Raw genomic sequence first — 16,507 nt, 5'->3', positions numbered from 1 at the left:
AAACTTCGTGGCGATCAATCTGCGTCGCTGATGGCGATCATGCGCTGGATCACGTGTTCCACCACCCGATCTGGAGTAGAAGCTCCGGACGTGATGCCAACCGTGATCGGTCCACTCGGTAAAAAGTCTGTGTCACGCGTTAATCCTTCTCCGAGGGGTTTGTGCTCGATGCTGTTGTCCTCACTGATCCGCTCCGGCGTATCGATGTGGAATGAGCGGATGCCTCGACTGATGGCAATTTCCTGAAGGTGGGTGGTGTTGGAGGAGTTGTATCCACCGATCACGACCATGAGATCAAGGGGTTCGTCGACCAGGGAGAACATCGCGTCCTGTCTCTCCTGGGTGGCATCGCAGATGGTGTTGAAGGCCAGAAAGTGTTCGTTCAGCTGCAATGGTCCGAACTTGCTGAGCATCGTGCGTTCGAACAGTCGGCCGATTTCCTCCGTTTCGCTTTTGAGCATGGTGGTCTGATTGGCGACACCAACCCTCTCCAGGTCACGATCCGGGTCAAAGCCGGGTGAACAGGCATTGGCAAAACGAGCCATGAAGCTGTCCCGATCTCCTTTCCCAAGGATGTAATCAGCGACGAACTGTGCCTCTTCAAGATCAAGCAGCACAAGATAAGTTCCGGCAAAGGAACTGGTGGCGAGAGTTTCCTCGTGTTTCACCTTCCCATGAATAATCGAGGTGAAAACATGCTTCTTATGCTTTTCCACGGTGTTCCAAACTTTGGAAACCCAGGGACATGTGGTGTCAACGATGTGGCAGCCACGCTCGTTGAGCAATTGCATTTCCTGCACGGTGGCTCCGAAGGCAGGAAGAATCACCACATCGCCGTACTCCACACCTGAAAAGTCCTTCACCCCCTGATCCACAGGGATGAAATGGACATTCATCTTGCGAAGATGATCATTCACAGAAGGGTTGTGGATGATCTCATTGGTGATCCACAGCCGCTCGCTTGGATAGTGCTTGCGCGTCTCGTAAGCCATGGCAACGGCGCGTTCCACTCCCCAGCAGAAACCGAAGGCCTCAGCCAGTCGAACGTTCAGGCGTCCGTGGCTGAGCTGGTAGCCATTTTCACGGATTGATCCGATCAGACCGCTCTGGTAAGCCTGTTCCAGGCTTCCAGCAACTTCTTCAGCGCGCCCGAAGCCACGGCGGTTGTAGCGGTCGGAATTGTGAAGGGAGCGCTTGAAGGCGTGGGTATCCATGGCCGCTGCGGCAGTGAGATGACTCTATGGGCTGTGGGAGGAAGCTGTCTCTTGCCGATGTCCGTACAGGCCAAACCAACAAAAAACCCCGGTCGGCAGAGACCGGGGTTCAGCGTTCTTAATGGAACTTCAGTTACCGGCAGAGGCGAAATCGGGATATGCCTCCATGCCGTGCTCACCGATGTCGAGGCCATTGATCTCCTCTTCTTCAGTGACGCGAATGCCGCCGAACAGGGCACCGATCACGCTCCAGGCGATCCAGCAGGTCACCAGAGCCCAGATGGCATAGGCGGCACAGCCCAGGGCCTGGATGCCCAGCTGCTCAATGCCACCGCCAACGAACAGGCCAAGCGGAGAACCATCGCCCTGGATGTCAAAACCCCAGAGGCCAACAACCAATGTTCCCCAGACACCGCAGACGCCATGAACCGAAAATGCACCCACAGGATCGTCGATTCCCGCTGAGTCGAGTGCTGCAACCGAGAAGACGACAATCACTCCACCAATCAGTCCAGCAACCCAGGATCCCACCAGGGTCAGATTGCCGCAGCCTGCGGTGATGCTGACAAGTCCGGCAAGGATGCCGTTGATGATCATCGTCAGATCAGGTTTGCCTGAAGTCGCTGTCGAGATCACCGTCGCGCCAATGGCTCCGCCCGCGGCAGCAAGGGTTGTTGTCACGGCGACGTAGGGAACCCATTGATCCATGGCCAACTGTGAGCCGGGATTGAATCCATACCAGCCGATCCAGAGGATCAGAGCTCCGAGGGTGGCGATCGCCATGTTGTGGCCAGGAACAGCCTGAGTGCGGCCGTTCACGTACTTGCCGATTCTGGGTCCAAGCAGCATGGCCCCAACCAGGCCTGCCCAGGCACCGACCGAGTGAACAATTGAGGATCCGGCGAAATCGATGAATTCTTTGTCACCAACGTTGTTGAGCCAGCCACCGTTCCATTCCCAGCTTCCAGCAATGGGGTAGATGAAAGCCGTCAGAACCAGGGCGAAAACAACGAACTCACCAAATTTGACGCGCTCTGCAACCAGTCCGGAAACGATCGTTGCCGCGGTTCCTGCAAAGGCTGCCTGGAAAAGGAAATCAACGGTGGGTACCAGTCCTCCTTCGCTGATGGTTTCAGCAGTGACTGCAGGATCAAAAAACAGACCTTTGAAGTAAAGCCAGCCATCAATCACCGAATCGCCATACATGAGCGAATAACCGATGAACCAGTAGGCCGTCACCGCAAGTGCGAACACAAACAGATTTTTGGCCAGGATATTGACCGCATTCTTTTGCCGACACATCCCTGCTTCGACCATGGCGAAGCCGGCATTCATGAAAATCACGAGGATGGTCGCGACCAGAAGCCAGAGGTTGTTGGCCAGGAACGCTGCATTCAGTTCAGGTAGTTCCTGGGCATGGGCGGAGAGATTGAAGACACCAAGGCCGAAGAGTGCCAGAGGCGCACAGGCCAACCACAGCATCGCGCGGTTGGATTTGAAGCCCCGAATGCTCTGAAGGAGAAGCATTGGACCTTCGATCAGGCTTGCCTCTTGGAGGCGCGCTTTGCGCCGCCGCGATGGCGGATGCAGAGCAGTTGTCATGGAAAGAAAGCGAAACTGCAGTTCGGACAGCCTTGATAAGGACCGTCAAACCTGGACAAATTGCTCAATGGTGAACACTTTCTGAGTCGCCGTTGCTACCGAATCGCTGATTGGCTGGACTGGACAGGCCTCTGGCCTTCCCACAGGATCCGGTCGATCTCGAAGCTGAAGGCACAGGGGACGACTTCGACGCCAGCCTGCAAGGCCTGGCGAAACAGCTCCCCGTAGCGCGGATCAGCGCTGTCTCCTGGGGCGAAGGTCGACAGGTCGGGGCGGCTCAGGCATGGCACCAGGACTCCACGGGCATCAGGCAGCACATGCATCAGTTCCTGCAGATGTTTCTGTCCCCGCTCGGTCACTGTGTCGGGGAATAATGCGAGCGGTCCGTCGCACCAAGTGGTGTTTTTCACCTCGAGATAAATCGGGCGCTGGTCAGGGGCCTTCTCCTCGGGCGTCAGCAGCAGATCGATCCGGCTGCGTCGTTTTTCGCCGTAGGGCACCTCGCCTCGGATCCCAGCGACCGGTCCAAGGCTGTCGACAAGGCACCCGGCTTCGATGGCGGCTCGGATCAGCCTGTTCGGAAGGGATGTGTTGATTCCAACCCAGCAGAAGCCGCCACGGGAGCTCGGAACTTCAGCCTGTTCCCAGGTCCATGCCAGCTTGCGTTTCGGGGAGGGCGAGTAGCGCATCCTCACCCGACCTCCAGGGTGGAGCACTCCTGTCATCGGCCCTGTGTTGGCACAGTGCGCTGTCACCACTGAGCCGTCCTTGAGTTCCACATCGGCAAGAAAGCGCTTGTAGCGCTTGATCAGCACTCCTTCCGTCAGGGGAGTGAACTCAAGCAGAGGGGTGCCGGTCATGGAGGCGGGCTGGCTGGCGCCATGGTGCCTGGCGATGGACCGAGGATCTCGGCCATTGACGGCATGATTCAGCAGGCATCGATGGGGAGATCTCTCAAGCGCATCGCTCTGGTGGTCACCTATGGCACCTTGCTCAGCAAAGCCGGCGGTCTGATCCGTCAGCTTGTGATCGCTGCGGCGTTTGGAGTTGGTGCGGCCTATGACGCCTACAACTACGCCTACATCCTTCCCGGTTTTCTGCTGATTCTGCTGGGAGGGATCAACGGGCCCTTTCACAGCGCCATGGTCAGTGTGCTCAGCCGCCGGCCTCGTGATGAAGGCGCCCACATCCTGGCCACCCTCAACACCACCGTGAGCGCCTTGCTGCTTGTGGTCACAGCGGTTTTGGTGTGGACCGCCGACCCCTTGATCACACTCGTGGGCCCTGGACTGACGCCGGAGCTCCACCGCATTGCGGTTGCGCAGCTGCAGGTGATGGCTCCCATGGCACTGCTGGCCGGGTTGATCGGGCTTGGCTTCGGATCGCTGAATGCCGCTGATGAGTTCTGGATTCCTGCAATTTCGCCTCTGATGTCGAGCGTGGCTCTCGTGCTTGGGGTCGGTTTGCTCTGGTGGCAGCTCGGAGCTGCAATTGCCCTGCCCGTCAACGCTCTCTGGGGGGGAGTTGTCTTGGCGCTCTCGACACTTGTGGGGGCTCTGCTGCAGTGGTTGCTGCAGCTGCCTGCCCTGGCTCGTCAGGGAATGGCTCGCCTGCGTCTTTCCTGGGACTGGAGACATCCCGGCGTCCGCGAGGTCTGGCGCGTGATGGGACCCGCAACTCTGTCGTCGGGAATGCTGCAGATCAATGTGTTCACCGACATGTTTTTTGCATCAGGCATCCTCGGTGCCGCGGCTGGTCTGAGCTACTCAAATCTGTTGGTTCAGACGCCCCTGGGTCTGATCTCCAATGCTCTGCTGGTGCCTTTGCTGCCGACGTTCTCTCGTCTGACGGCTCCCGAGGATCGGCTGCCGCTGATCGCCAGGATCAGACAGGGCCTGATGCTGTCCACCGCGTCAATGCTGCCGTTGGGCGCCATGTTCCTTGCGCTGTCGACCCCCATCGTTGCCCTTGTCTATGAACGCGGCGCTTTTGATGAACAGGCCGTGCAGCTTGTGACTGGCCTTTTGATGGCCTATGGGGTCGGCATGCCCGCCTACCTCGGCCGGGATGTTCTTGTGCGTGTTTTTTATGCCCTTGGCGATGGAACCACTCCCTTCAGGCTCTCCATGGCAGGGATCGGCCTCAATGTGATCTTTGACTGGGCACTGGTGGGCGGTCCTTCTCCCTGGGGACCTCAGCTCCCGATCAATCTCGGGGCGCCCGGGCTGGTGCTGGCGACAGTTCTGATCAACCTGCTGACCTGCTTTGCTCTGCTGTTTGCTCTGCAGCAGCGACTGGGTGAATTGCCTCTGCGTGACTGGGGCATCGATTCGCTCAAGCTCACCCTTGCTGCAGCTGCTGCAGGGCTTGTGGCCTGGTCACTCAGTGTTGGTGTCGCCTGGCCTGCAGATTTCACCGGACGAGCTTTCCAGGTGGCCCTCCCCGGTGCATTGGGAATTCTGGTTTTCGCGCTCTGCGCTCAGGCGATGTCCGTTCCTGAAGTCAGCGAGCTCACCGCCGGCATCACACGACGATTCAGACGTCGTTGAGCCGAACCTCACGCTCTTCCCGCACCTGAATCGGCAGCTCGAGATTCTGGCGTCCGACCAGCTGAGGACCTTGCACGGACAGGATCCTTGCCTCGATCCCAAATTCCCGGAAAGCCGTGTCGATCTCCTGGATCAGAGCCTTTTCCACCTGTGCTTCGGGATCGACCACCTTGCCGATCAGCCGCTCGCCCAGGCGACCGAGGCGCTGACGAACCACCTCTCGGGCATTGGTGACCTCAATGATCAGCACGCGCACTCCCTGAAGGTCAGCAACCTTATCGGCAGTGGTCCTCGAGAATCTGCTCCAGTTCGGAAAGTTGAGAGGATGGCAACAAGCGGGAAAGCGGTAGCCGGCTGCTGCCTGCACCGATCGGGACCTTAACTGCTTCCAGTGCCCGTCGTGCGCAGACGGCTGGTCCCTGGTCGAGCAGAGCACTGCATTCAATGGCCAGCGTCTCGGCCAGCCCTGCATCGCCGAGGTAAAGATGCCATCCGGACACCTGGAGATAGAGCCGGTCACTCAGTGCTGCCGTGAGGTCTTTCAGATCTGCCGCATCCAGAGTCATGGTGAGAGGAAGTCTGGAACCATCGTGGCTTCAGGATTCACGGCTGTCTGCGTCCTCAATGGGCCGTTGTTTCAGAACCACGGTGAAGTGAACCAAGAGTGCGGCAATCCAGATTTCGGTGAAGAGACCCAGGTGATTCCAGGGATGCCGCATCGACTGGACAAACCACAGGCCGCTGCTGACTGCGACGAAAGCCCCCGCATGCAGTGTGAAATTCACAATCCGGCTGTAATGCCGGTACCTGGGATCCGTGTTGTCACCGTTGCCGTACCAGCGGATGGGCATTGGGAAGTGTCGTTGCAGTGCAACGATTCTGGCGCGCGGATGTGCCCCAGTTGACGAACGGCACCTTCGTGGGGTCAGATGGTGTGACGCAAGCGCTTGTAGCTCAGCGGATTAGAGCATCTGACTACGGATCAGAGGGTCGGGAGTTCGAATCTCTCCAGGCGCGTTTGGGAAACTGCCTCAGGGCAGTTTTTTTTTGCTTTCCTCACAGCCAGCCTCCTTGCTTACGATTCATGCACAGAACATTTGCGACGCATGGCGGATTTCGCTTCGGCCCCGATCAATGCCGCTCTGGCATCATCAGATCCGGCCATTGCCGCTCTGATTGACCAGGAGCAGAAGCGCCAGGAGACCCACCTTGAGCTGATTGCCTCAGAGAACTTTGCTTCACGGGCGGTAATGGACGCTCAGGGCTCCGTGCTGACCAACAAGTACGCCGAAGGGCTACCCAGCAAGCGCTATTACGGCGGTTGCGAGCACGTCGATGCGATCGAAGAGCTGGCGATCGAGCGCGCCAAGCAGTTGTTCGGTGCAGCCTGGGCCAACGTGCAGCCCCACAGCGGAGCTCAGGCCAACTTCGCCGTGTTTCTGGCGTTGCTGCAACCCGGCGACACGATCATGGGTCTTGACCTGTCCCATGGAGGTCACCTCACCCATGGTTCACCGGTCAACGTCAGCGGCAAGTGGTTCAACGTCGTTCAGTACGGCGTTGACAAGGCCACGCAACGTCTGGATATGGAGGCGATTCGCACCCTGGCCCTAGAGCACAAGCCGAAACTGATTGTCTGTGGGTACTCCGCCTATCCCCGCATCATCGATTTCGCAGCGTTCCGCGCGATCGCCGATGAGGTTGGTGCCTATCTGCTCGCGGATATGGCTCACATTGCCGGTCTTGTGGCTGCGGGTGTGCATCCCAGCCCTGTCCCACATTGTGATGTTGTCACGACAACCACCCACAAAACCTTGCGCGGCCCCCGGGGCGGCCTGATTCTCTGCCGTGATGCTGAGTTCGCCAAAAAATTTGACAAGGCTGTGTTCCCCGGAAGTCAGGGTGGTCCACTTGAGCATGTGATCGCTGCCAAGGCAGTGGCTTTTGGAGAGGCCCTGCAATCCTCCTTCAAGTCCTACAGCCAGCAGGTGGTGGCCAATGCTTCCGCTCTGGCGGAGCGGCTGATGGAGCGGGGCATCGATGTGGTGAGCGGTGGCACCGAGAATCATGTGGTTCTTCTTGATCTCAGGGGAATCGGCATGACCGGAAAAGTCGCGGATCTCCTGGTGAGCGATGTGCACATCACCGCCAACAAGAACACCGTTCCGTTCGATCCGGAATCGCCTTTCGTCACCAGTGGCCTGCGTCTGGGTACGGCAGCGCTCACCACTCGTGGTTTCGATGCGATGGCCTTCCGCGAAGTCGCGGATGTGATCGCTGACCGCTTGCTGAATCCTGAGGATGACGCCATTCAGGCACGTTGCCTTGAGAGGGTTGCCAGCCTTTGCCGTCGTTTTCCTCTGTACGCAAGCGCTCCTGAGCCGGCGCTTGCCTGACTGGTCCACGGTCCACTGGATCCCCTACAGAGGTCTGCCTAGGATTAAGGGGTTACGACTTTCAATGGGTCGCCACCTCCGGAGTTTTGCTTGACTCTCGCGAGCACTCCCCTCGCTGTTGCTGTAGGGATCTTCGTCACTTCGACGTTGATCACCACAGTGATTGTGCCGGTGGTGAGGCGTCTCGGACTCAGACACGGTTTCACCGACACTCCCGAAGCCCGTAAGCAGCACAACGTCCCAATGGTCCGCCTCGGCGGCATTGCCATGGTGCTGGGATTTTGTCTTGCGCTTGGTCTCACCTGGCTTCTTGGCGGGTTCGGGATGTTGACTCCGGCCCGGGATCAGCTGATCTGGACAACCCTTGCTGGATCGCTTTGCTTTTTTGTGATCGGTCTGGCTGATGACCTTTTCTCACTGTCCCCCTGGCCGAGACTGGCTGGTCAGGTGGCTGTGGCGGTGGTGGTCTGGTCTCAGGGGGTTCAGATCGGTGCGATTGACCTCCCCTGGCTGTCCAGCAGCGCTGATGCATTGATCCTTCCTGATGTCATCAGCCTGCTGGCCACAGTGGTCTGGCTTGTCGGCATCACCAATGCCATCAACTGGCTGGATGGACTTGATGGGCTGGCAGCTGGTGTTGCCGGTATCGCGGCGATCGGTCTCGTGTCGGTCAGCTTTTCCCTGCATCAGGTGGCGGCAGCCTTCCTGGCCGCCTCCCTGGCGGGCTGCTGTTTGGGATTTCTGAGACACAACTTCAATCCCGCCCGCATTTTCATGGGCGACGGCGGCTCCTATTTTCTTGGCTTCAGCCTCGCTGCGATCAGCATTGTTGGGCCCGCAAAGGGCATCACCACGGTGAGCCTGCTCTTGCCACTGCTGATCCTCTCTCTGCCTCTTGCCGACATGTCGGCGGTCATCATGGGCCGCCTGCGCTCAGGGCGCTCTCCTTTTTATCCCGATCGCCGCCATCTTCATCACCGTCTGCTGCGTGCAGGGTTCAGTCACAGAAGAACTGTTCTTCTGATCTACGTGTTCACCCAGTGGTTGGCATCCATCGCCATGGTTGTCGCCAATGTTGAAATGAGATTTCTCTGGCTGGCGTTGGCCACGGCGATTCTTGTTGGAACCGTCATGGCGATGCAGCGCCACCGGCAGAGTGAAATTGTCTTCGAAACGTCAGATTCAGACAAGGACGTTCAAGACACTCGAGATGAGCGCGCTCAGTCGTGCTGTCCTGAGTCCCGTGGCTGAGCTGTCCCCACCCTCAGGGGTGGAGGTTCTCTGTATCGGCACTGAGCTGTTGCTCGGCAATATCGTCAACGGCAATGCCCGCTGGCTGTCAGAGCAACTGGCGGCTCTTGGATTGCCCCACTTCCGCCAGACCGTGGTGGGAGATAACCGGGAGCGTTTGATTGCCGAGGTGCAGGCGATCTCACGCCGTTCTCGGGTGCTGATCACCACCGGTGGCCTCGGGCCGACACCGGATGATCTCACCACGGAGGCGATAGCAGCTGCTTTCTCCACACCACTGGTGGAGCGCCCTGAGGTCTGGGACGACATCACGGCCAAAGCACGCAGTCGTGGTCGTGAGCCCGGCGCCGAGACACGACGTCAGGCATTACTGCCGCTCGGTGCAGAGGTGCTTCCCAACAGGACCGGAACTGCTCCGGGAATGATCTGGTCTCCGAAAGAGCAATTCACTGTGCTTACATTTCCAGGTGTCCCCAGCGAGATGCGAAGCATGTGGCAGGAGACCGCGGTCCCCTGGTTCCATAAGTCCGGTCTCTCGAAAGGTGTGTTCAGCAGTCGATTGCTGCGTTTCTGGGGAATCGGTGAATCCACCCTGGCGGAACAGCTTCACGATCTGCTGGATCAGGCCAATCCCACGGTGGCTCCCTACGCGGGGCACGGTGAGGTCAAGCTGCGCGTGACGGCGCATGCCACGGAGGAAGCGGATGCTCTGCGATTGCTGGATGACACCGAAGCTGTACTGCGCCAGCGCACCGGCAAGCTCTGCTTTGGTTGTGATGATCAGTCTTTGGCTTGTGTGGTCCTTGAACAGCTGCGCCAACGGCAACAAACTCTTTCGGTTGCGGAATCCTGCACCGGCGGTGGGCTTGGTGCCGAACTCACGGCCATACCGGGATCTTCTGATGTTCTGCTGGGGGGTGTGATCGCCTATTCCAATGCCATCAAGGAAACTCTCCTCGGCATTGCTCCAGCGTCACTGGAACAGTTCGGAGCCGTCAGTGATCCTGTGGCTCAGGCCATGGCCGAGGGTGTACGACGCCTCACAGGCAGTGATTGGTCGATGGCGATCACCGGTATTGCCGGCCCGGGGGGCGGCACAGAGGAGAAGCCAGTTGGGCTGGTGCATATCGCCGTCGCAGGCCCGGATGATTGTTCAAGTCAGCCTGTTCGCCTGGGTGCAACGCGCGGACGGGACTGGATCCGGATGGTGAGTGCGGGAGAGGCTCTCAATCGATTGCGGTTGCGTCTGATGGAGGCTGGCTGATGGATATCGGCCATTAGGGTTGGCTGTTGACGGCTGACATCGCATGAGCAGCGGAACCCTTTACGACAAGGTCTGGGATCTGCATTGCGTCGCGGATCTCCCCGGAGGTGCCACACAGCTTTTCATCGGTCTGCATCTGATTCACGAAGTCACCAGTCCTCAGGCTTTTGCTGCTCTGCACGACAAGGGTCTTTCGGTTCGCTGTCCTGAACGAACCGTCGCCACGGTTGATCACATCGTTCCCACCATCAGTCAGGCACGTCCGTTTTCTGATCCGCTGGCTGAGGAGATGCTCAGCACCCTCGAGCGCAATTGCGCCCGGCATGGCATCACCCTCAATGGATTGGGCAGTGGCCGTCAGGGAATCGTGCATGTGATCGCACCCGAACTGGGATTGACCCAGCCGGGGATGACGGTTGCCTGCGGGGATTCCCATACCTCCACCCATGGAGCATTCGGGGCCATCGCCTTCGGCATCGGCACGAGCCAGGTGCGAGATGTTCTTGCCAGCCAGAGCCTGGCCATGAGCAAGCTGAAAGTACGCCGCATCTGGGTGGAGAACCGACTCACTGATGGCGTCTTCGCCAAGGATCTGATCCTGCATGTGATTCGCACGCTCGGAGTGAAGGCCGGTGTTGGCTATGCCTATGAATTCGCAGGGCCTGCGATTGAGGTTCTTTCCATGGAAGAGCGGATGACCCTCTGCAACATGGCGATTGAGGGAGGTGCACGCTGCGGATACGTGAATCCTGACCAGATCACCTTTGATTATCTGAAGGGTCGCGCCGAGGCGCCAGATTCGGAGACCTGGGATCGTGCAGTCGCCTGGTGGCGTTCACTCGCATCGAATGATGAAGCGATTTTCGATGACGAGATTCGCTTCGATGCTGCGTCCATTGCGCCCACGGTGACCTGGGGGATCACACCTGGACAGGGCATCGGGGTCGATGAACGCGTACCGATTTCCGAGCAGCTTGATCCCGCGGACCGCCCGATCGCAGAAGAGGCCTATCGCTACATGGATCTGGCTCCCGGTCAGCCCATTGAAGGTGTGCCCATTGATGTCTGTTTCATCGGCAGTTGCACCAATGGTCGTCTCAGTGATCTTCAGGCCGCGGCTGCTGTGGCTCGCGGTCGGCACGTTGCTGAAGGCATCAAGGCTTTTGTGGTGCCCGGCTCGGAACAGGTGGCTCGTGCCGCGATCAAGGAAGGGCTCGATCAGGTCTTTCGTGAGGCAGGCTTTGAATGGCGGGAGCCTGGTTGTTCGATGTGTCTGGCCATGAACCCTGACCGTCTCGAAGGCAGTCAGATCAGTGCCAGTTCAAGCAACCGCAATTTCAAGGGTCGTCAGGGTTCTGCCAGTGGTCGGACCCTGTTGATGAGTCCGGCGATGGTTGCGGCAGCTGCCATCGCCGGACGAGTCAGCGATGTGCGTCAGCTGAGCTGAGATCACTTCAATCGATGCCGTCCCGACACTGCCCATGTTCATCGCGCTCTTTGTTCCGTGACGTCTGAAACCATTGCTTTCCCTCAGGGGCCGATCAGCCATGTGACCGGGCGTGGACTTGTGCTGCGGGGTGATGACATCGATACCGACCGGATCATTCCTGCCCGTTTTCTCAAATGTGTGAGCTTTGAAGCCCTGGGGGAACAGGCCTTTGCCGATGACCGCAAGGAACTGGCAGGTGAACATCCCTTTGACAAGGCGGAGCATCAGGGAGCGTCGATCATGGTCGTCAATGACAACTTCGGCTGTGGTTCAAGCCGTGAACATGCGCCGCAGGCACTGATGCGCTGGGGAATCCGTGCTGTTCTGGGTGTGAGTTATGCCGAAATCTTTCAAGGCAACTGCCTCGCTTTGGGAATTCCCTGCGCCACGGCCTCGCCAGAGCAGATCCGTATGCTTCAGGACGCTGTGGAGGCGGATGCCACCGCTGAATGGACGCTCGATCTCCAGGCCCTCACCTTCAGTGATGGATCAACGTCGCAGACCATTTCCCTGGCATCAGGGTCTCTGGACATGCTGCGCACCGGCCAGTGGGATGCCACAGGTCAGCTCGTGGCGAGGGATGCTGAACTGACCCGCACGATGGCGGCACTCCCCTATCTGCACGGTTTCTGAGCTGTTAAGGGCAAAGTGACCAGTGGCCCGCGGCAGACAGCGACCAGATTGTCTAAGACTGAGACAGAGGCACTGCTGCCATGAAACAGTTCCGCCCCGTTCCGCTTGCCGCTGTCCTCCTTGTCAGCGCATTCGTTTCTGTTGCTGCGAAGGCTGAACCTGTTCAGTCATTGCTGGTGCAGCCTCACGGTTCTGCCAGGGAGCGATTGCTGATCAGCGGTGCCTGCTTCGGCTGTGATCTGCGATCCGCTCGTTTGCAGGGTGCTCATCTGATCGGCGCTGATCTGCGTGATGCCGATCTGCGAAACGCCGATTTGCGTGAAGCCAACCTTGAAGGGGCAGACCTCAGTGGTGCCCGACTCGACGGCGCTGATCTGCAGGGAGCCGAACTCAGTAATGCCGATCTCTCCGGAACTGATCTGCGTCGTGCTGATCTCCGAGGGGCGGTGGTGATCAATGCCTACGCGCCGGATGTCCGAACGGATGGCATGCGTTTTGCAGGTGCAGATCTCACCGGCAGCCATCTCATCTATGGGGGGGGGCCGAACTGAGGAGGATTCTGATCAGAACGGTCGCCTTTCAAGTTCGTTGGGCAGATTTCGTGGGGTGTAGGGGATGAATGGTTGTCCCGTCCCGGTGAAGTTGAAGTCATTCAGGCGGAACCGGAAGCCGCCGATTCCCTCATAGGGGTTGAAATAGAAGCCAAGGTCGTAGCTGCGGCGTTGCCAGCGCAGTTCGATGTTGGAGTTGATCACATTGCCGTAGAACTCGGAGCCAGGATCCACATTCAAGCCGATGCCAGCATTGAGAAGAAGTGGTCCTGCGAGCTGCTGGGTGAGACCGATCCCAAGAGTCGCGAGGTCCACAGACTGGTCGAATTCAAAGGGGCTTGCACCCTGTTTGAGGGTGCCTCCCCCTGAAATCGACAGCTGGGTGTAGTCAAGGAAAGGCCTGCTGAACGTGCCGAGTGTGAGTGTTGGCCCGCCGGTGAGGCTGACAGTGCTCTGGCTTTTGCCGTTTCCAAAAGCGGCCAGGGATGTGTTGATGTTGGTGCGCAGAGTCAGGCCCGGCACGATGGCTACCGGCGAGTAGCGGTAAGCCGCTTCCGGAGTGAGGGCTGCGGGCTTTCCGCGCCAGAGGGAATAACTGCTGTTCAGTGACCCGTAGAAATTGGCGCGAAGGGTGTCGATCAACTTGGTGCTTGTGAAACTTTCCGCCTGGTAATTTCCGACGCCGAAACGCCAGATGTAATTGTTGAAGAGCTTGCCCCATTGCCAGTCGCCCTTCTGCTCGGCGAAGGCCCCGTAGGCGCTGTAGACATCGGTCTCACCGAGTGAGCCATTCCAGGTCCGGTAGCGATAGGCGGCAAATAACCGGGTCTCCACCTCCCCGACCAGAGGCAGCTTGATGAAGCGATACATATTGCCCCAGAACCGGCTGCCGTTGCTGAAATTGCTGGGATTCAAGGTGCTGATGTCGGCTTCCACCGTTGCGTTCCAGCCCAGCACATCACCACTGAGTTCAGCCTCGAATCCGAACAGGTCCCCGATGGCATTGCTCTGTGTGGTCTTGGAGTCGTCGACAGAGTCCCCTGGCGCCACATAGCTTTTGTTGCTGCCGTCAATGGCTCGCTGAACCAGGAACTGGGGTTGCAGATCGAGGCTGATGTTGTCTGCCAGTTCGATCGACTTGAGCTCGCGACCAACGAAGAAACCACTGCGATCGTCGTTGTCGATGCCCAGCACCCAGCGGTTCACCACCTCTTCCTGTTTCTGAATTCTCTGTGTCCTGGAGACGGGGATGGGCAGCCTCTCCTCAACGATCAGGCGATTGCGTTGGCTCTTGATCAGGATGTCCCCGTTGTCCTGTTCCGTGGCCACCACATCATCCGCATCAATGCGAGTCTGAGCCGGTGTGTAGGGGTCATTGGTGAAGCTCATCCGGCTGGCAGTCCAGCCTTCGGGGGTGAACCTGACCTCGGCCGCCTGAATTCGCCAGCGACTGATCTCACCGGTGATCAACTGTGTCTTGCCGAGCGTGTTGAGCTGCGAAGGCTTCACTCCGCCGTAGCGATTGGCCGAAAGCACCTCGCTGTTGCGCACCTTGTCACTCACACCTCTGCTCTGTTCGATCACCAGCCTCTGCTGGAGCTGGATACTGCTGATCCGTTGATCGATCGCTGCGATGGCCTTGCGGCGAAGTCTTTCCTGTTCTGACAGCGAAACCTTCGTGCCATCGGCTCGTGTCGACGACTCCATGGGATCGTCAACAGCAGCGGAGTTCGCCACCGTTTCCTTGAGTGGGTTGCCAAGCGCGATGTCTTCGAGTTGTTCGCTGAGGCTTTGCGATTGGATTCGTGCCGCCCGCTCGGCGTCTGGGCAACCCAGCGGTGGTGGTGCTTCAGGACTGACTTGTTCAGGTTGATCCTGCCCCCATCGGTAGCGCAGGCCAACCAGGTAGGCGTTGCTGCCTTCTTTCACTCCGCTATAGGTGCCAAATGCTCCGGAACGGTGGTGGATGCGACCCACCATCGACAGATCCGGGGATACTGCTGCTTCAAGCTCGAAAGCAAGGTAGTTGAGCAGATTCGCGTAATTCTCGCGATAGGTGCGCTCATAGTTGCTGACAGCCGAGTTGTAGCTGATCCCTTCAACAAAGCCGAGGCTGAGCCATGGCTGCACCCAAAGGCGGGCACCGATGCCGAGGATGCCTTCTCCGAAGGTCTGGGCTGGAGTATTCGCATTGGGAACGCTCTGATTGAAGGGGCCCCCCTGCTGTTCATAGGCCTGGTGAGCAAACAGGTCAGCCTCCAGCTCCAGCTGCACAGGCCCGGCTCGCCAGATGCGCTTCTGCATGCTGACGCCGAGCAGGTACTCGGGACGCATTCGTCCGTTGAACAGGAAGGTGTCGCCAAAGTTGGAATCAATCATCTGTCCGCCCCAGGCGGTGACAGCCCAGGGATGCGGATGCCAGTCGGGAATGGCTGGGATCGCCGGCGGGCAAGCCATATCTTCGTCGGCTTTGCTGTCTGCCTGACTGGTATCTGCAGCCAGCCATTCATCGGTCGGCAGCGGCTGGTCCCTGCTCCAGAGGCCCGCATCATCCCCCTGGGAGCTGATGCGATTGGCCGTGAATGCTCCCAGCTCAACGTCGATGGCAGTGGGGAATCCGAGGCCGGAACTTTCGACCACAGGCAGCAGCCTTTCTGGGCTTGGATCCTCTGAATCGGCCGGGTCTGATGGCGGAGCGCTGTCAGATCCGGCTGCTTGATTGTTGGTCAGTGGGTTGAAATCAATGGCCGCGCTGTCGAGATCGAGAACGCCGTAGACGTCCTCCATAGAGCCGCTGCCCTGGATCAAGCTGAACCTCAGGCTGCCCGCCTGGAAATACTGTGCGCCCTTGCGATAACGAACACTGCCGCGAGCGAACAGGCTGTTGAAGTTGGAGTCGAGCTCCAGGCGATCCGCCTGCAGCACTCCTCCGTTGATCACAGCTCTGACATTGCCTTCTGCGACGTACAACCGACGCTTTGCGTCGTAGGCCTGGCGGTCAGCCCTCAGGCGCAGTTCAGGTGGAGGCTGAACGACTGGACCAGGCTTTGAAGGTTCAGCCGGCTCTGCATCAGGCGGCGTGGGTGCCTCGGCTGTCGTTCTTTCTGCAGTTGATGCCTTGAAATCTGATGGTTCGAGATCGCGGTTCTCTTCAGCGGATGATTCAACGGGTGTTGGAGGAATGACTCCGAAATCGATCAGAGTTTCATTGCCTTCCGATCGTGCTGGAGAGCCAAGGACTGCAGCTAAAGCCAGAAGTCCCGTGATCGTGATGGGAGAACGGGAAGCCGGCAAATCCGCTCAGGAGTGGCCGGTGATCCTCACACGAGCATCCACCGCATCAGTCCGGGAATGACCAGTGCTCGTCGTGACCCCTGAACGAGATTCGTTCAGATCACGCCTGCGCTCAATCCTCCAGGTCTTTGCGACTGGGGGTGCGGCTGGGGTCACTCGCCAGGAAGCCAAAGACGAAGATCCCGATAAAGAAGAAGACGACCGAGTAAACGGAAATCTTGAGGGCGAGCATGGAGACCGACCGGCGTCTGGAATAGCGCCATC

Annotated in this window: 15 protein-coding genes and 1 tRNA gene; 8 read left to right on the top strand and 8 right to left on the bottom strand. The window is 58.8% G+C overall.

Annotated elements, in window-relative coordinates; translation table 11 throughout:
- Positions 1 to 14 precede the first annotated feature (14 nt).
- The 3 genes from SIB83_RS05695 to sfsA all read right to left on the bottom strand — a co-directional run bounded on the left by SIB83_RS05695 (position 15) and on the right by sfsA (position 3,676).
- On the bottom strand, positions 15 to 1,214 hold the full coding sequence (locus SIB83_RS05695) for a 4-hydroxy-3-methylbut-2-enyl diphosphate reductase (protein ID WP_413404084.1): 1,200 nt from the start codon (positions 1,212 to 1,214) through the stop codon (positions 15 to 17).
- A gap of 129 nt (positions 1,215 to 1,343) precedes the next feature.
- A complete protein-coding gene (locus tag SIB83_RS05690) occupies positions 1,344 to 2,816 on the bottom strand; it encodes an ammonium transporter (protein WP_413747013.1) in 1,473 nt (490 codons plus the stop codon).
- 95 nt (positions 2,817 to 2,911) lie between these two features.
- Positions 2,912 to 3,676 carry a DNA/RNA nuclease SfsA gene (gene sfsA, locus SIB83_RS05685; protein WP_413404081.1) on the bottom strand — a complete coding sequence of 255 codons (765 nt, stop codon included), beginning with the start codon at positions 3,674 to 3,676 and terminating at the stop codon, positions 2,912 to 2,914.
- 81 nt (positions 3,677 to 3,757) lie between these two features.
- Between sfsA and murJ the strand changes: the two genes are divergently transcribed.
- Positions 3,758 to 5,365: a murein biosynthesis integral membrane protein MurJ gene (gene murJ / locus SIB83_RS05680; RefSeq protein WP_413747298.1), complete on the top strand. Its 1,608-nt coding sequence runs from the start codon at positions 3,758 to 3,760 to the stop codon at positions 5,363 to 5,365.
- Here the strand turns inward: murJ and SIB83_RS05675 are convergent.
- The 3 genes from SIB83_RS05675 to SIB83_RS05665 are packed head-to-tail and all read right to left on the bottom strand — an operon-like array spanning position 5,352 to position 6,216.
- Positions 5,352 to 5,615 carry a cytochrome-c oxidase gene (locus tag SIB83_RS05675; RefSeq protein WP_413747297.1) on the bottom strand — a complete coding sequence of 88 codons (264 nt, stop codon included), beginning with the start codon at positions 5,613 to 5,615 and terminating at the stop codon, positions 5,352 to 5,354. The genes murJ and SIB83_RS05675 overlap by 14 nt on opposite strands.
- A gap of 25 nt (positions 5,616 to 5,640) precedes the next feature.
- Positions 5,641 to 5,931, bottom strand: coding sequence for a DUF3181 family protein (locus tag SIB83_RS05670; protein ID WP_413747012.1), 291 nt, complete (start codon positions 5,929 to 5,931; stop codon positions 5,641 to 5,643).
- A gap of 30 nt (positions 5,932 to 5,961) precedes the next feature.
- On the bottom strand, positions 5,962 to 6,216 hold the full coding sequence (locus SIB83_RS05665) for a hypothetical protein (RefSeq protein WP_413404078.1): 255 nt from the start codon (positions 6,214 to 6,216) through the stop codon (positions 5,962 to 5,964).
- A 92-nt stretch (positions 6,217 to 6,308) separates the two neighbouring features.
- On the opposite strand from SIB83_RS05665, the gene SIB83_RS05660 reads away from it, so the two are divergent.
- From SIB83_RS05660 to SIB83_RS05630, 7 genes are all read left to right on the top strand, one after another.
- A tRNA-Arg gene (locus SIB83_RS05660) sits at positions 6,309 to 6,382 on the top strand.
- Between the two features lie 89 nt (positions 6,383 to 6,471).
- Complete coding sequence (gene glyA, locus SIB83_RS05655) at positions 6,472 to 7,761, top strand: serine hydroxymethyltransferase (protein ID WP_413747011.1); 1,290 nt, start codon at positions 6,472 to 6,474, stop codon at positions 7,759 to 7,761.
- Between the two features lie 90 nt (positions 7,762 to 7,851).
- Positions 7,852 to 9,012, top strand: coding sequence for an MraY family glycosyltransferase (locus tag SIB83_RS05650; RefSeq protein WP_413747010.1), 1,161 nt, complete (start codon positions 7,852 to 7,854; stop codon positions 9,010 to 9,012).
- A complete protein-coding gene (locus tag SIB83_RS05645) occupies positions 9,005 to 10,276 on the top strand; it encodes a competence/damage-inducible protein A (RefSeq protein ID WP_413747009.1) in 1,272 nt (423 codons plus the stop codon). The genes SIB83_RS05650 and SIB83_RS05645 overlap by 8 nt, the downstream gene beginning before the upstream one ends.
- A 43-nt stretch (positions 10,277 to 10,319) precedes the next feature.
- Positions 10,320 to 11,723, top strand: a complete 1,404-nt coding sequence (gene leuC / locus SIB83_RS05640) for a 3-isopropylmalate dehydratase large subunit (RefSeq protein WP_413747008.1) — start codon at positions 10,320 to 10,322, stop codon at positions 11,721 to 11,723.
- Between the two features lie 57 nt (positions 11,724 to 11,780).
- Positions 11,781 to 12,398 (top strand): 3-isopropylmalate dehydratase small subunit, encoded by a 618-nt coding sequence (locus SIB83_RS05635; RefSeq protein WP_413404069.1) that lies wholly within the window; start codon positions 11,781 to 11,783, stop codon positions 12,396 to 12,398.
- 80 nt (positions 12,399 to 12,478) lie between these two features.
- Positions 12,479 to 12,949, top strand: coding sequence for a pentapeptide repeat-containing protein (locus tag SIB83_RS05630; RefSeq protein WP_413404068.1), 471 nt, complete (start codon positions 12,479 to 12,481; stop codon positions 12,947 to 12,949).
- 12 nt (positions 12,950 to 12,961) lie between these two features.
- Here the strand turns inward: SIB83_RS05630 and SIB83_RS05625 are convergent, their stop codons facing one another.
- Together SIB83_RS05625 and SIB83_RS05620 are read right to left on the bottom strand one after the other, a co-directional pair.
- Entirely contained in the window at positions 12,962 to 16,243 is a 3,282-nt protein-coding gene (locus SIB83_RS05625; protein ID WP_413747007.1) for a DUF3769 domain-containing protein, read from the bottom strand.
- Between the two features lie 112 nt (positions 16,244 to 16,355).
- Entirely contained in the window at positions 16,356 to 16,475 is a 120-nt protein-coding gene (locus SIB83_RS05620; RefSeq protein ID WP_006172424.1) for a photosystem II reaction center protein I, read from the bottom strand.
- Positions 16,476 to 16,507: the final 32 nt, after the last annotated feature.

Origin of the sequence: Synechococcus sp. MIT S9507, from assembly GCF_047304715.1 — a bacterium.
GTDB lineage: Bacteria > Cyanobacteriota > Cyanobacteriia > PCC-6307 > Cyanobiaceae > Synechococcus_C.
Note: the sequence above shows the minus strand (reverse complement) of the source record. Positions and strands in the feature narration are given on the sequence as shown.

Coding starts and splice junctions, on each gene's coding strand:
- SIB83_RS05695 (WP_413404084.1), bottom strand. CDS start 1,214: ATGGATACCCACGCCTTCAAGCGCTCCCTTCACAATTCCGACCGCTAC.
- SIB83_RS05690 (WP_413747013.1), bottom strand. CDS start 2,816: ATGACAACTGCTCTGCATCCGCCATCGCGGCGGCGCAAAGCGCGCCTC.
- sfsA (WP_413404081.1), bottom strand. CDS start 3,676: ATGACCGGCACCCCTCTGCTTGAGTTCACTCCCCTGACGGAAGGAGTG.
- murJ (WP_413747298.1), top strand. CDS start 3,758: ATGGGGAGATCTCTCAAGCGCATCGCTCTGGTGGTCACCTATGGCACC.
- SIB83_RS05670 (WP_413747012.1), bottom strand. CDS start 5,931: ATGACTCTGGATGCGGCAGATCTGAAAGACCTCACGGCAGCACTGAGT.
- SIB83_RS05665 (WP_413404078.1), bottom strand. CDS start 6,216: ATGCCCATCCGCTGGTACGGCAACGGTGACAACACGGATCCCAGGTAC.
- glyA (WP_413747011.1), top strand. CDS start 6,472: ATGGCGGATTTCGCTTCGGCCCCGATCAATGCCGCTCTGGCATCATCA.
- leuC (WP_413747008.1), top strand. CDS start 10,320: ATGAGCAGCGGAACCCTTTACGACAAGGTCTGGGATCTGCATTGCGTC.
- SIB83_RS05630 (WP_413404068.1), top strand. CDS start 12,479: ATGAAACAGTTCCGCCCCGTTCCGCTTGCCGCTGTCCTCCTTGTCAGC.
- SIB83_RS05620 (WP_006172424.1), bottom strand. CDS start 16,475: ATGCTCGCCCTCAAGATTTCCGTTTACTCGGTCGTCTTCTTCTTTATC.